The following is a 14681-nucleotide window of genomic DNA, read 5'->3' as shown; positions in this document are numbered from 1 at the left end:
GTAGGTCAAATTATTTGAAATCAAAATCGCACTCGTTCACAATAGTAGTATCAATCATTATAGGAGTGATTTCATGTCTGAAGAAAAACATAACGAAAAAGATATACTTACTGAAAAGTTATTAGAAACACGTACGGTTATTATTACCGGGGAAATCAATGATAAAGTGGCAAAAGAAGTCGGTAATCAACTATTACTATTAGAAGCAATGAGCGATGAACCTATCAATTTATTCATTTCAAGCCAAGGTGGTCATGTAGATTCAGGTTATTACATTCATGATATGATTAATTTCATTAAACCAGAAGTTAATATTATCGGTTCTGGTTGGGTAGTAAGTGCAGGCGTTATTATTTATTTAGCTGGTAAAAAAGAAAACCGCTACAGTTTACCTAATACAAGATTCATGATTCATCAGCCTTCTGGCGGTGTACAAGGTCAATCTGTTGAAATGGAAATCACAGCTAAAGAAATTATTCGTACAAGACAAAAAATTAATGAATTAATCGCAAGAGAAACTGGCCAAGATATTGAAAAAGTAGAAAAAGATACTGGCCGTGACTACTGGTTAAGCACACAAGAAGCTAAAGACTACGGATTTATTAACAAAATCATTAAAACACGTGATGAAATAAAATAAAGAAATATGAAAGGCAGGGGCTGCGATAGTTGCCTCTGCCTTTTCTATATTTATATAATGTGAACGGATTGTATTGGGTGGATAACTGCACGATATCTCTTAGTCTTCGTGCGTTATGCCTCCATTTTGTACCTTATCGCACGATATTTTTTAGTCTTCGTGCGCACAAGCCCGTACATTCTCTACCATCTACCATTTATATTCATATCATGATTATTTTCTTCTATATTACTTAATATTCTCATCTACCATACGTTTCATAATAGACAATGGTCCTGTTGATGCGATTGTTGAGACATAATTTACGAGTTCTTCTACGGATACGCGATTTTCATCTGATACCCAATATTTGATCATCGACATCATTGAACCTACTACATAACTTAAGTAATAATTTTCTGGAATGCCAAATACATTATCCTTATTACCTATTAAATGTTTAATATTACTTCTCACAATATCTGCTAATTGTTCTTCGATTTGACTTTTACGTTCTAAGTTTAGAATCACTTGATAAAATTCAATATTATGCTCAATATGTGTAATGACATTTTTAATAATTTTATTCGCAAAGTCTTCAATAAAACGATCACTCGTCTTAGTGGATAAATCCATCTTTCTAATATCTACAAATCCTTTAATTTTCTCTATTTGTTCATTTTCCATTTCATCTAACAAAGCATATTTATCTTCATAATTTAAATAAAAGGTTCCTCTATTAACATCTGCTAAATCTGAAATTTGTTGTATCGTAATACGATCAAGGTTATTTTCTTTTAATAACTGGATAAATGCTTGTTTAATTGCTCTTTTACTTTTTCTTACGCGTCGATCTTCTGCCATTTTTAACCATTCTCCTTATTTTAATGAACAATTTACATATATTTGTTGATTAATAAACGTATCGTAAGTAATTGACGATTGTATCTATCTTAATTTCTATTATAATAAACAATGTTATTAATAATCAACACAATGTTCATTAATCAAGGAGGAAAAAATATGAATATTTTCAAAAAGAAACTTTTTTGGATGACACCTATTCTAGTAATCGTCATACTTCTATTATTAGCGATTGCTTTTATTCCAGCATATAATCCAGAACCAAAATCAGTCCCAATTGCGATTGTGAATCAAGATAAAGGTACAACAATGCAAGACAAAGACGTCAATATCGGGAAAACTTTTGCAGATAAAATTAAAGACAATAAAGATTTATCAGACAAAGTTGAATGGGTAGATGTAGATAGCAAGAAAGATTTAAAACAAGGCTTCAAAGACAACAAATATTATGGTGCATTAATTTTAGATGAAAATCTTTCAAAAGATTCTATGAGTAAAGTTCAAAAGACAGTTCAAGACGCAAAAATTAATGAAATGCAGTCCCAAATGAAAGAAAAAATCGAAAGTGGACAAATTCCACCTGAACAAGCTAAAAAAATGCAAGAACAAAACAAAGTTGAACCTGTTAAAGTTAAACAAGGACAAGTTGAAATTATCGTTAACGAAGGTGCAAGCATGCAAGGTGCACAACTCGCGAATACAATGTTAACGACTATCGGTGATCAACTGAATACACAAATTTCTAAACAAGGTATCCAAACTTTAGATAAAATGGATGTCGACGTTTCAGCTTCAGATATTCAAGGTATCACAAATCCAATTAAAGTGGATAAAACAAACATGAACGCTGTTAAATCACATCAAGGTAACGGAAACTTACCATTCCTAATGTTCACACCAGTATGGTTAGCATCATTAGTTGGCTCAGTTGTTCTATTCTTCTCATTCAGAACAAGTAATAATATCACAATTAAAGACCGTATTATCGCTTCACTTGGCCAATTAGGGGGTGCGATCGTTACAGCATTAATCGGTGGATTCGGATATATTTACTTTATGACGCACGTATTAGATGTAACAATTAACGAACCAACTAAAATCGGTTTATATATTTCAATCGCGATTCTTGCATTCATCAGTCTCATCTTAGGATTTATGACATGGTTAGGTGTCAAAGCTATTCCATTATTTATGGTATTGTTATTCTTCAGTATGCAACTCATCATGTTACCAAAACAAATGTTGCCACAATTTTATCAAGACTATATGATCGGATGGAATCCATTTAGACATTATGCAGAAACATTACGAGGACTATTGTATTTACACCACGATATCGAACTTAATAGTACAATGTGGATGTTTATAGGCTTTATCATCTTCGGTGGTGTATCAGCTATATCAGCAGCTATCCTTAGAAAACATAGCGAAAAAAGAACAGAAGTACCATCATAAAATAAAAAAATCTCATGTGACTGAATCATTCAGTGCCACATGAGATTTTTTATTATGTTATTTTTTCTCTTTGAATCCTTGTTCTTTAATAAATTTTTCTGATTTTTTCATGCTTACGCCTTTATCAGTATCTCCAATAATATCAACAACATTATTATCTCTTAATTCTTTGAAATCAGCTTTTTCATAATCAACTTCAACATTTTCGATTAATTGATTATCGTTACTTTTTACAGATTCCTTAACACCTTTAATATCTTGGAATTTTTTACTTTCAGTCTCAAGCTGTTTCTTTAATTCTTCTTTCTGGCTATCTTCAGTAATATTAAAATCTTTGTAATCAATTGTGATTTTAGATGTTTGTTTTAACACTTTGTCCCCTTTATATGTATACGTCATTTCAACATCTGCTCTGTTTTGCTCACCAGTAAAAGTTTTAGTTTCTTCCTTACCACAAGCTGATAATAAGACTAACATCATCGTGCATAATAAAGAACCAACCATTAATTTCATAGATATTTTCATTTGCTTCGTCACCTTCCATATCCTTTAGTTATATTTCTATAATCTAATATATCACTATATAGTTTATTTATCTCAATTTTCCGAGAAAAAATAATTTGAAAAATGTCAGTATTATAATTATTATATTTAATTTTACGAAATTTTTGTATTGGTTCTTGGACGTTTGCACTCAGGTTTCCTTATATTTTTTCAAATTCTAGGTCAATTTCGCTAGCTAACGATCTTGTTTCGTTTTCTTGAACGTTAGAATTTCTAACGATCTTGTTTTCCACTCTTGATCGTTAGACAGCTCATTTTGTGTATTTTCACTCATTTTCTCCTGCGATTTGGTGCGCTAACGATCTTGTTTCGTTTTCTTGATCGTTAGAATTTCTAACGATCTTGTTTTCCATTCTTGATTGTTAGACAGCTCACTTTGTGTATTATTACTCATTTCCACCTGCGATTTGGTGCGCTAACGATCTTGTTTCGTTTTCTTGATCGTTAGAATTTCTAACGATCTTGTTTTCCATTCTTGATCGTTAGACAGCTCATTTTGTGTATTTATACTCTTTTCCACCTGCGATTTGGTGCGCTAACGATCTTGTTTCGTTTTCTTGAACGTTAGAATTTCTAACGATCTTGTTTTCGATTCTTGATCGTTAGCCACTCCTACTCCAACCCATACTCCCTCTCACACAAGAAAAGACCAGCTCACCCGAGCTGGTCTTCTTTTTATAATATTTCTTTAGCTTTAAGTACCGCTTCTTGCGTAATTTCATGACTGTTAACCCATGCTTCTGTCACTGTTGCGTTACGTTCTTTAAATATTTCTATCACGCGCTCGCTTTGTGCGTTTGTAACGATTGGATCTCTTGCACCCATTGATAAAAAGACATTAAAATGAGATAAATCTTTATGATTATTTTCTAAATCTAATGGATAAAGTGGTGCAAAGAGTAATGCTTTTTGAAATGGTGTTTGTTCTCTTAATATGAGGTTAATCGCCATATTAGAACCATTAGAGAATCCTACTGGAATAACATCTTCTAATTTAAAACCATATTCTTTAGATGATTCTTCTATAAATTGATACAGTTCTTGTCCTCTATATTCTAAATCTTCTAAGTCATATTGCCCTTCTCCGAGTCTTTTGAAATATCTAGCCATACCATTCTCAGATACTTCTCCTTTAACACTCAAAATACTATAAGTCGGATCAAGCATTTCTGCTAATGGTAATAAATCTCTTTCATCTCCACCTGTTCCGTGAAGTAATAGAAATACTGGTTTACCTTGTGCACCTTGTTTAAATATATGTTTCATATTTACTATCTCCCATCATATTATGGTCTTTCGATTGTGAATGTGTGTCCAATTTCAGCATAATCATTCCCGGCAAGTCTGCTTACCGCATTAAGCTCTTCTTTATTAATATAGCCATCATCATAAATACGCTCATCAAAATGATAATACTTCACCTCTAGCAGTAATAAATCTGAAATAGGTTGTCCATCTTTTTCAATTACAATATCATCATATAGCACCGCTTCAAATCGAACTTTACTTTGCTTCAAGCCTTTCACAGATACTTCAACTGAATCTACTATTTCAAAATTCGTACGTTCGAGTTCACTTTCTTCATGACTTAACATAGCTGCTGTTTGATTCGCATCACGCACATTATTTGTATCTACAATATGCACGACCGCTTCTTTATTCTGAATGATATTTCGTGCAGTATCTTTCATTTCACCATTCACTCTTTGTACTGCGATAGAAAGAATCGGTGGGTCTGAAGATACAACATTGAAAAAGCTAAACGGTGCTATATTCAGTACGTTATCATCTGATTCTGTTGTGACTAATGCAATTGGTCTAGGAATAATAGATCCTATTAACAATTTATAGTTTTCTTTCTGCGATAAGACTTCTGGTCGTATCTCCTTCATCTTAACCACACCTTTTCTCATTAATGTTCTCTACTTGTATCAAAAGCTTTAATTTCAGATTCAATGTAGTCGCGTTTTGCTTCTAAGAATGGTGGTAATGCAAGACTTTCACCTAATGTTTCATAAGGTTCATCTCCCATAAATCCTGGTCCATCAGTAGATACTTCTATAAGAATATGACCAATTCTTGCGTATAGCGCTTCAAAATAATATCTATCAACATTACCTGAGTTACCAATTCGAAGTTCGTTATATTTTTCTTCCCACGCTTTAATCGCTTCATGGTCTTTTAATCTGAATGATACGTGATGTACTTCACCGTAACCTTGTCTTGCTTCAGGACCTTGGTCGTCTTTTCTCAAAATAACTTGACCACCGTTACCGCCTTCTCCAACTTCTAACAATGTTACGTTTTCTTCTTCAATAATTGGTTTCATACCGTAAACTTGTTTCAATACAGATTTGAAGTCTTCATAATAGCTCACTGTAATTTCAATTGGTCCCAATCCATAAATCGCTTTATCTTCAGGTACTGGACCATTTTTCCAAGGAATACCTGGTTTAACACCTTCATTTAATTCATCTGAAATTAATTGATATCTTTGACCGTCTTCTTCTTCAAAAGGTAATACCTTTTTACCGAATAAATCTTGGATACCGTCATGTTTAACGCCAAATTCTTCAAAGCGATTTAAATAATATTCAAGCGCTGCATCGTTTGGCACTCTAAATGCTGCACGGCTAATTGAATTTGTACCACGACTACCTTTCGGGTTATTTGGAAAATCAAAGAATGTCATGTCTGTACCTGGAGACCCTTGATCATCTGCGAAAAATGTATGGTACGTATATATATCATCTTGGTTTACTGTTTTCTTAACTAAACGCATACCTAGTACTTGTGTGAAAAATTCATAGTTTCTTACTGCATCATTTGTCATTGCAGTTACGTGATGGATACCGATAAGTTCTGGATTACTCATTATAGTTTCCTTCTTTCTTTATTTTTATTTCGAATTCGAAATAATAAGTTGTAAAAAAATTTGCGCTATCCACTACTCAGTAGAATTTGCGCTTATTTTTTTAAGTGCTCTACGAAAAATCGCAAGCTCTTCGTCATCTAATATAGAAAATGCTTTTTCAATTGTTTCGGCATGTTGTGGAAAAATACGTTCCATCAATTCATGACCACTTTCGGTTAGAACAGCATACGTAATGCGTTTATCTTGCTCATCTTGTCGACGTGTTACATATCCTTTCTTAACAAGTTGATCGATGACGTAAGTTGTACTACTGCTTGCAATTAAGATGCGTTGTTTTACTTTTTGAATAGGTTGATCACCTTTATGATACAAAAGTTCCATTACAGCAAATTCAGTAATATTTAAACCGTAGTTCTTCATATCTTGTTTAACAATACGATCTAACGTATCATTTGTACGTTTTATACCTACTAGCGCTTTTAATGATTCTTTCGTTCTATCCATGTTCATCACCTATTCAAATATTATTTCGATTTCGAGATAATTGTAACGCCCTCACTAATAAATGTCAACAGTTTTGAGTATAAAAAATATACTAACTTTGTTTTTATTATATTTTCAATATTCTAACAAATTTAATTTAGTTGATTTTTAATAATGTTTAACCTATAATTCTTATTGAAAAACTAAGGTATTTATTAATTTTATATTGGGGTAATGGGATGAAAGCATTTGATTTAATCGGGAATACGCCACTTGTCTTATTGGAACATTACAGTACAGACAACGTGAAAATATTTGCGAAATTAGAAAGTTATAACTTAGGTGGCAGCATTAAAGATCGACTAGGCAAGCATCTAATAGAACATGCACTAGCTGAAGGTAATATTCGTTCTGGAGATACAATAGTTGAAGCCACTGCCGGAAACACAGGTATTGGACTTGCTATCGTAGCGAACCATTACAATATGAACTGCGTTATCTTTGCACCTGAAGGATTCTCGGAAGAAAAAATGAACATCATGAAAGCTTTAGGGGCTGAAGTAAGAAGAACACCACGTTCAGAAGGTATGTTAGGTGCGCGTCAACAAGCACAGACCTACTCTGAAGAATACGGCGCTTATTACATCAATCAATTTGAAAATGATGAGAATCCACAAGCATATGTTCATACTTTAGCGACAGAAATTCTTGAACAATGTCCAGACATCACACATTTGATTGCTGGTGCTGGTTCTGGCGGAACTTTTACAGGAATAGCTTCAGTCATGAAAGAACATCAAGTACGTAATATCATTGTAGAACCTGAAGGAAGCATTCTTGCTGGTGGCGAAGCGCATGCTCACGATACTGAAGGTATTGGCGTTGAAAAGTGGCCACCATTTCTAAAGCGAGATTTAATCGACGATATTAAAGTCATTTCGGATCAAGATGCATTTACAAATGTATCAGGTCTTGCATTAAATGAAGGTATTCTTGCTGGTAGTTCATCAGGCGCAGCATTACAAGCAGCAATAGACGTTTCAAAACAAATCGAACAAGGACATATTGTTGTCATTTTCCCTGATGGCAGTGATAGATATATGTCTAAAAATATATTTAATTATGGAGGAAAAGATTATGAATAAAAAAACATTACTCATCCATGGCGGTAAAACAACAGATGCATATACAGGTGCGGTAACAACACCAATTTATCAAACAAGTACTTATGAACAAGACGGAATCGGAAATTTAAGACAAGGTTATGAATACTCTAGAACAGCTAACCCTACTCGTACAGCATTAGAAACATTAATCGCGGATTTAGAACACGGTACAAATGGTTATGCGTTCGGTTCAGGTATGGCAGCAATCTCAGCAGTCATCATGTTATTAGACAAAGGTGACCATATTTTAATTAATTCAGATGTATACGGTGGTACTTACCGTGCATTAACAAAAGTATTCTCTCGCTTCGGTATTGAATTTGATTTTATCAATACAACTGATGTAAGCAATATCGAATCTTCTATTAAAGATACAACTAAAATGTTATTTATTGAAACACCATCAAATCCGTTACTTCAAGTAACAGATATTAAAGCAGCAAGTGACATTGCTAAAAAACATGACATGTTAACTGTTGTAGATAATACATTTATGACACCTTATTACCAAAATCCATTAGACCTAGGTGCTGATATTGTACTTCACTCAGCTACTAAATACTTAGGTGGACATAGTGATGTTGTATCAGGTTTAGTTGTAACAGCTAACGAAAGTCTTGGAGAAAGAATTGGCTTCATCCAAAATTCAACTGGTGGTATTTTAGGACCTCAAGATAGTTATTTACTAACACGTGGTATCAAAACATTAGGTTTAAGAGTAGAACAAATCAATAGAAACGTTAAAGAAGTCGTAGCATTACTAAACAAACATGAAAATGTTGTTAAAACAATTCATCCATTAAACGAAGACCATGTGAATCGCGATATTCACTTCGAACAAGCTTCAGGATACCCAGGTATCATTTCATTTGAAGTCGCTGATGTAGAAAAAGCAAAAGAAGTCATTAAACATACAAAATTATTCACATTAGCAGAAAGTTTAGGCGCGGTAGAAAGCTTAATTTCAGTACCAAGTCTTATGACACATGCATCAATACCAGCAGAAATTCGTCATAAAGAAGGTATCGCAGACGGCATGATACGTTTATCTATCGGTATAGAAGATACAGAAGACTTAGTAGAAGACTTAAACCAAGCATTAAACCAAATATAATAAAAAGAAAGGCTGAGACAGCGGAATTTGACCGCTTCCTCAGCCTTTTTTCATATTTGAGGTGTGGTGGATGGGTGTATTTAGTGTGGGATGGCGGTTTGTGAGGTGTGTGAGATGCGTATGTTGCTTGTTTGGGTCGTCTTGCAACATACGAGCGAGCTATGTTGCTTGTTTGAGTCGTCTTGCAACATACGGTCGCTCTATGTTGCTTGTTTGGGCTGTCTTGCAATATACGAGCGAGCTATGTTGCTTGTTTGGGTCGTCTTGCAACATACGGGCGAGCTATGTTGCTTGTTTGGGTCGTCTTGCAACATACGGCTGCTCTATGTTGCTTGTTTGGGTCGTCTTGCAACATACGGGCGAGCTATGTTGCTTGTTTGGGTCGTCTTGCAATATTCACGGCTCCAATGTTGCTAGTCACGTCCCACTTGCAATATTCACGGCTCCAATGTTGCTAGTCACGCTCCACTTGCAATGTGCGAGGTTCTTATTTATCTTGTTTTGCCTGTCTTGATAAATACAACGCCTCTATTTATCTTGTTTAGTCACTCTTGATAAATTCAACGCTCCTATTTATCTTGTTTGGTCAATCTTGATAAATACAACGCCTCTATTTATCTTGTTTGGTCAGTCTTGATAAATTCAACGCTCCTATTTATCTTGTTTGCTCAGTCTTGATAAATACAACGCTCCTATTTATCTTGTTTTACCAGTCTTGATAAATACAACGCTCCTATTTATCTTGTTTTGCCTGTCTTGATAAATACAACGCTCCTATTTATCTTGTTTGGTCAGTCTTGATAAATTCAACGCCTCTATTTATCTTGATAAATACAACGTTTCTATTTATCTTGTTTGATCAATCTTGATAAATACAACGCCTCTATTTATCTTGTTTGCTCAGTCTTGATAAATACAACGCCCTTCACTCTATTATTCCTCAATATAAAAAATGGCCGGGACATTATTCAATGTTCCGCGCCATTTTCACTTCTTTATGATTTTGTACCGAATAGACTTATTCCTAATATGACAAATACTGCGCCACTTATTTTATTGATAATTTTTTCTGCTACGATATTATCTCTTAATTTTGTTGTTAAACTACTTGAAAAGATCGCAATGATAAATGATGTGATCGCACCCATTACTGCGAAAATACTGCCCAATATTAAAAATGGTATTGGACCGTACTGATTATCCACTGAAATAAACTGTGGAATAAAAGAAATAAAGAATAGTGCTACCTTTGGATTGGTAACGTTCGTGATCACGCCTTGTACAAATAGTTTTCTACGAGATTGATACACAGTCTTCTTTATTGAAATTGACGATTGTTTACTTATAAACATTTGTATACCTAAATAAATTAAATATACTGCTCCGACAATTTTAATAATTGTGAATAAGACCACGGAAGTTTGTAAAATAATGGACAACCCTAATCCTGATAGTACAGTATGAACAACTGCACCAACCGATACACCTAATGCTGAATATATACCTGCATCTCTACCTTGTGAAATACTTCTATTTAGTATAAACATCATATCAATACCAGGTGTGATACAGATGATAAGCACTGTGATTAAAAACAGTTGAAAAGATACGATATCAAACATCATTTACCCCCTTTAAATTAATCGTTAAGATATACTAACATATAATCTAAAGTTGTAAAATGAAAATTTTAATTTATCTCGACCTTTTCAATGTCTAAGTTTATATTTAACTTTTCAAGTATAGATTCAAAACCTTCTATAGTATAGTCCTCATTTTCAGTTACTAATGTCTTAATCGTCCCATGACCGTTGGAAGTGTATGATTCTGCTTGTTCAATAACAGTTTGAGCAGGATCAATAAACATGATATGCGGATATAACTCTTTAAAATAACTATACAACCACGGTAAATGTGTAGAAGATAATGTAAATATATCGATTTCTTCATGTTGGTCTATAATATCATCCATAAAATTCTTCACAGTCATTAAAGTACGATATTTATCGGATATAAATGAACCGTCTTCAACTAATTCAACTAATGAAGAAGCATTAAATTGATATACGTGACTTGAAGAAACTTCATTGTTTATAAATTCATTTAATGCATCACTTTCAATTAGGGATTGAACACCTAAAATACCTATTTGTTTACTAGAAGATTTCTCTAATGCTTCTTTCACCGGTGGATAAACACCTACGATTTCAGTATCAAAGTTATCTTTCATGTTATCCAAAATAGTAATCGTTGGTACATTAGATGCCACGATAATCAAACGAGGATTCCACTTCCCTAAATAATGAATGGTTTCCTTAATTACAGTTTCTAATTCATGGATAGATTTTTGACCATAAGGAAACTGATTGCGATCTGCCAGATATATTATGTCTTGATTTGGGTATGTCTTTTTTAACAATTCTACAATTGAATAACTACCAATTCCCGCATCAAAAACAGCAATAGGTTTCAATAACGTGTCTTGATTATTTGTCATATATGCCACCCTAACTTAAATTTCTAAAAATACTTTCGGTGTTTGTGCTATTTTCTCATCTACCACGTTATAAAATCCACCTTTTTGATATCCCGTACAATGCACTTTGTCTTCTGTAGCAATTTCGAATTCAAGTTCCCACTTCATTCTACTCACTTTAACTAACCAACATCTACCAACTGGTTTATCATGAATCGTCAATGGTACTTTGTAGTCTGCCTCAGTTCTCATCAATATTGGTGATATATTAAGTTTCATCATTTCTGAGTAAGTCATATATTGGTTAATAAAAGCAGTTCTTAAATCTTCAAACCATCTTACATACACAATATTACTCACAATGCCCATAGCATCAATATCATAAACATTAACTTCGATTTCTTTTTCAGCGACTAATTTTCTCTCTTGCATTAAAAAGACTCCTTCGTACATCATTTTTTATTATTTCAAAATAACTTTATACATATTATCACTTAAAGTCATTCATTAAATCAACCTTAAGCAATACTAGAATCTTTAAATACTTTTTGGTATTGAACATAGCCTGATAAATAGTGTTCAATATCATCTATTCTTACTCTATAGCCATGATGTTTAATAAAGAATGAATTCACAATACGTGCTGGATTTTTAAAGTACATTGCAATTTCAGGATAAAAGTAGCCTGTTCTTTCATAATCAGCTCTTATATGTATTGTCTTAATGAATTTTTCTTCATCTAAATAAGTTTCAACAAGATCAGCATAGCCAGTCTTCTTAGCTTTTTCGACTAAGTGATAAGTCGCCATTAACATTTCTAAAAATGTTGGGAATGTCGTTTCCCTTTGTTGCATATAATCTAAATAACTCGATACGTTCTGAATGCCAAATTTATAATATTTCTCTTGTGGGTCAATTTGTACTAATTCATTTGTACAATATCCTAACCAGTGATCATGGTATTTCCAATATTTTTTCTCTATAAACATTTCAAATAACATTTTGACAGTATTCAACCATTCTTCATTATGATCAATTTGGTAAAGTCTTAATAACGCTAAAGCAGCTTCACCATCATAATATACAATTCTGAATTGTTCTTTTATCGTTAAATCAGGATAATTTAATACGTGTATCGTTTGTTGTTGATCATCAATCATCGACAATATCCCTTTAGCAACTTTCTGAGCAGCTTCTAAATATCGAACATTATCAGGTACATGTTTTAAATACTCACAAATCGCAAAAATAAATGCAGCGTTTTGACCTAATTTTATTTCATTCATACCTTCTGTATCATCAAATATATATCCTGCGCCATCAACTTCATATAAATAATGTTTAATTAAATAATCAATCGCCTTTTCTACAATTGTGACATCTTCATTTAAATAACTCAGACCTTCTATTAATGCATATGTCGAAGATGAATGACGTAAGTTGTTATAGAAGCCTATTTCATTATCAAAATGTGGAAAATAACCGTAAATATACTTTCCGTTATCTTGAATTTGATCTTTCAAAAAGTGAGTACTTGTTTTAATTAATCGATCTATTTCTTCATTAAGATTATCAATTCTTCTCAAACCTTTACGATATCCCTTTTCTTCTAATTCAATAAGTTGATTTTCTTCAAAGAAGTAACTTTTTGTGTAGAACTTATAAACAGATTCATTTTCATAATTGCTATGTGTGAAGTATTTTCTTAATTTTTTATATTTATTTATGTAGTTATTAATATTTTTCTCAGACATGATAAATTCTTTAGTACCTTTTTTAGGTCTAATAAATGCATTGGCATTAATTTCTTCTGGTAAGAACGCTAAGTCCCAGTTCTCATCTAAAGCAAAACCATATTCAACATAATTTCTACGTGTATTGATTAAATCATGCTTCAATTGTTCATACTTTATTTCTTCTATTGAAGTAACGAAATCTATTTTAACCCATTCAGCTTTTTTACCAGTATTTTTTCGAAATGCTTCTATATATTTTTTAATATTTCGGTCAGCATTATGTGATTTAAACATTTTAACTAAAGCTTTTTGAGAAGGATGACCAACACTAACAAATATTCTTTCTACATTTGAATGACTATTTAATAAATCTTTGAATTGATTAGTTATAACCATGTATAACATTCCTTTCTTTATTAATTTATATAACACAAAAATTCACTCTAATTATACATATTATACCATTTTTTGAAAAATTATAGAGGCCAGGACATATAAATGTCCCGGCCAAAATCTAGCATTATTTTATTCTAGTTGTTTTTACTTACTATCTTTGTTGTCTCTTTTACGACGACCAAGTAATAATAATGAACCTGCACCAGCAAATAATCCACCGAATAAAGCACCGTTAATTGAAGTCATTTCACCAGTATCTGGTAAATATTTATGATGATTATCTTTATTGTTGTTATTATTCATATTTGTTGCTTTAGTATCTTTGTTTCCATCATTATTGCTTGAATCAGTTGATCCCATTCCCATATCTGAGTCTGAATCTGCGTCCGCATCTGAATCGCTATCTGAATCTGAATCGCTGTCTGAGTCTGAATCTGCATCCGCATCTGAGTCAGCATCCGCATCTGAGTCAGCATCCGCATCTGAGTCTGAATCGCTATCCGCGTCTGAGTCACTGTCTGCGTCTGAGTCAGCATCCGCGTCTGAGTCACTGTCTGCGTCTGAGTCAGCGTCTGCGTCTGCATCTGAATCAGAATCTGCATCTGCGTCTGAATCTGCGTCTGAATCGCTGTCCGCATCTGAGTCTGAATCTGCATCTGAATCAGAATCTGAATCTGAATCAGCGTCCGCGTCTGAGTCTGAATCTGCGTCTGAATCAGCATCTGCATCTGAGTCGCTATCTGCATCTGAGTCGCTATCTGCATCTGAATCAGCATCCGCGTCTGAGTCACTGTCTGCATCTGAGTCTGCGTCTGAGTCACTGTCTGCGTCTGAGTCAGAGTCTGCATCTGAGTCAGCATCTGCATCTGAGTCAGCATCTGCCTCGGCGGGTGGAGCGGTGTCGGGTACCGCGTGGGGGGCGCGGGGTGCGGG

The 14681-nt window shown here is 33.6% G+C and carries 15 protein-coding genes; 4 read left to right on the top strand and 11 right to left on the bottom strand.

Annotated features, from left to right (window positions below; all coding sequences use genetic code 11):
* Positions 1–73: 73 nt before the first annotated feature.
* Positions 74–640: an ATP-dependent Clp protease proteolytic subunit gene (locus LQ679_RS14035; RefSeq protein ID WP_107572830.1), complete on the top strand. Its 567-nt coding sequence runs from the start codon at positions 74–76 to the stop codon at positions 638–640.
* A gap of 228 nt (positions 641–868) precedes the next feature.
* Here LQ679_RS14035 and LQ679_RS14030 read toward each other — a convergent pair whose 3' ends face one another.
* Positions 869–1483 carry a TetR/AcrR family transcriptional regulator gene (locus LQ679_RS14030; protein WP_126477830.1) on the bottom strand — a complete coding sequence of 205 codons (615 nt, stop codon included), beginning with the start codon at positions 1481–1483 and terminating at the stop codon, positions 869–871.
* A 159-nt stretch (positions 1484–1642) separates the two neighbouring features.
* On the opposite strand from LQ679_RS14030, the gene LQ679_RS14025 reads away from it, so the two are divergent.
* Complete coding sequence (locus tag LQ679_RS14025) at positions 1643–2938, top strand: YhgE/Pip domain-containing protein (RefSeq protein ID WP_239763432.1); 1296 nt, start codon at positions 1643–1645, stop codon at positions 2936–2938.
* Between the two features lie 57 nt (positions 2939–2995).
* On the opposite strand, the gene LQ679_RS14020 is transcribed toward LQ679_RS14025, so the two are convergent.
* From LQ679_RS14020 to LQ679_RS14000, 5 genes are all read right to left on the bottom strand, one after another.
* Complete coding sequence (locus tag LQ679_RS14020; protein ID WP_126477828.1) at positions 2996–3463, bottom strand: YehR family lipoprotein; 468 nt, start codon at positions 3461–3463, stop codon at positions 2996–2998.
* Positions 3464–4177: 714 nt separating this feature from the next.
* Positions 4178–4768, bottom strand: coding sequence for a methylhydroquinone degradation carboxylesterase MhqD (mhqD, locus tag LQ679_RS14015; protein ID WP_126477827.1), 591 nt, complete (start codon positions 4766–4768; stop codon positions 4178–4180).
* A 20-nt stretch (positions 4769–4788) separates the two neighbouring features.
* The gene (locus LQ679_RS14010) at positions 4789–5394 is read right to left on the bottom strand and encodes a flavin reductase family protein (RefSeq protein ID WP_239763430.1); all 606 of its coding nucleotides are present in this window, start codon (positions 5392–5394) and stop codon (positions 4789–4791) included.
* Positions 5395–5414: 20 nt separating this feature from the next.
* Entirely contained in the window at positions 5415–6377 is a 963-nt protein-coding gene (mhqE, locus tag LQ679_RS14005) for a ring-cleaving dioxygenase MhqE (protein WP_037559987.1), read from the bottom strand.
* A gap of 72 nt (positions 6378–6449) precedes the next feature.
* A complete protein-coding gene (locus LQ679_RS14000; protein WP_058611422.1) occupies positions 6450–6881 on the bottom strand; it encodes a MarR family winged helix-turn-helix transcriptional regulator in 432 nt (143 codons plus the stop codon).
* A 218-nt stretch (positions 6882–7099) separates the two neighbouring features.
* Between LQ679_RS14000 and LQ679_RS13995 the strand changes: the two genes are divergently transcribed.
* Both LQ679_RS13995 and LQ679_RS13990 read left to right on the top strand, forming a co-directional pair.
* Positions 7100–8005 carry a PLP-dependent cysteine synthase family protein gene (locus LQ679_RS13995; protein WP_126477825.1) on the top strand — a complete coding sequence of 302 codons (906 nt, stop codon included), beginning with the start codon at positions 7100–7102 and terminating at the stop codon, positions 8003–8005.
* The gene (locus LQ679_RS13990) at positions 7998–9140 is read left to right on the top strand and encodes an aminotransferase class I/II-fold pyridoxal phosphate-dependent enzyme (protein WP_037589358.1); all 1143 of its coding nucleotides are present in this window, start codon (positions 7998–8000) and stop codon (positions 9138–9140) included. The genes LQ679_RS13995 and LQ679_RS13990 overlap by 8 nt, the downstream gene beginning before the upstream one ends.
* 995 nt (positions 9141–10135) lie before the next feature.
* On the opposite strand, the gene LQ679_RS13985 is transcribed toward LQ679_RS13990, so the two are convergent.
* From LQ679_RS13985 to LQ679_RS13965, 5 genes are all read right to left on the bottom strand, one after another.
* Positions 10136–10762 (bottom strand): LysE family translocator, encoded by a 627-nt coding sequence (locus LQ679_RS13985; protein WP_239763428.1) that lies wholly within the window; start codon positions 10760–10762, stop codon positions 10136–10138.
* Between the two features lie 68 nt (positions 10763–10830).
* Entirely contained in the window at positions 10831–11637 is an 807-nt protein-coding gene (locus LQ679_RS13980) for a glutamate racemase (protein WP_239763426.1), read from the bottom strand.
* Positions 11638–11652: 15 nt separating this feature from the next.
* Positions 11653–12048 (bottom strand): acyl-CoA thioesterase, encoded by a 396-nt coding sequence (locus LQ679_RS13975; protein ID WP_239763424.1) that lies wholly within the window; start codon positions 12046–12048, stop codon positions 11653–11655.
* Positions 12049–12134: 86 nt separating this feature from the next.
* On the bottom strand, positions 12135–13748 hold the full coding sequence (locus tag LQ679_RS13970; protein WP_239763423.1) for a poly(glycerol-phosphate) alpha-glucosyltransferase: 1614 nt from the start codon (positions 13746–13748) through the stop codon (positions 12135–12137).
* Positions 13749–13892: 144 nt separating this feature from the next.
* The coding region (locus LQ679_RS13965; protein WP_239763410.1) for an LPXTG cell wall anchor domain-containing protein at positions 13893–14681 on the bottom strand (789 nt) is incomplete at its 5' end.

This window comes from Mammaliicoccus sp. I-M35, from assembly GCF_022386455.1.
Taxonomy (GTDB): domain Bacteria; phylum Bacillota; class Bacilli; order Staphylococcales; family Staphylococcaceae; genus Mammaliicoccus; species Mammaliicoccus sciuri_A.
Note: the sequence above shows the minus strand (reverse complement) of the source record. Positions and strands in the feature narration are given on the sequence as shown.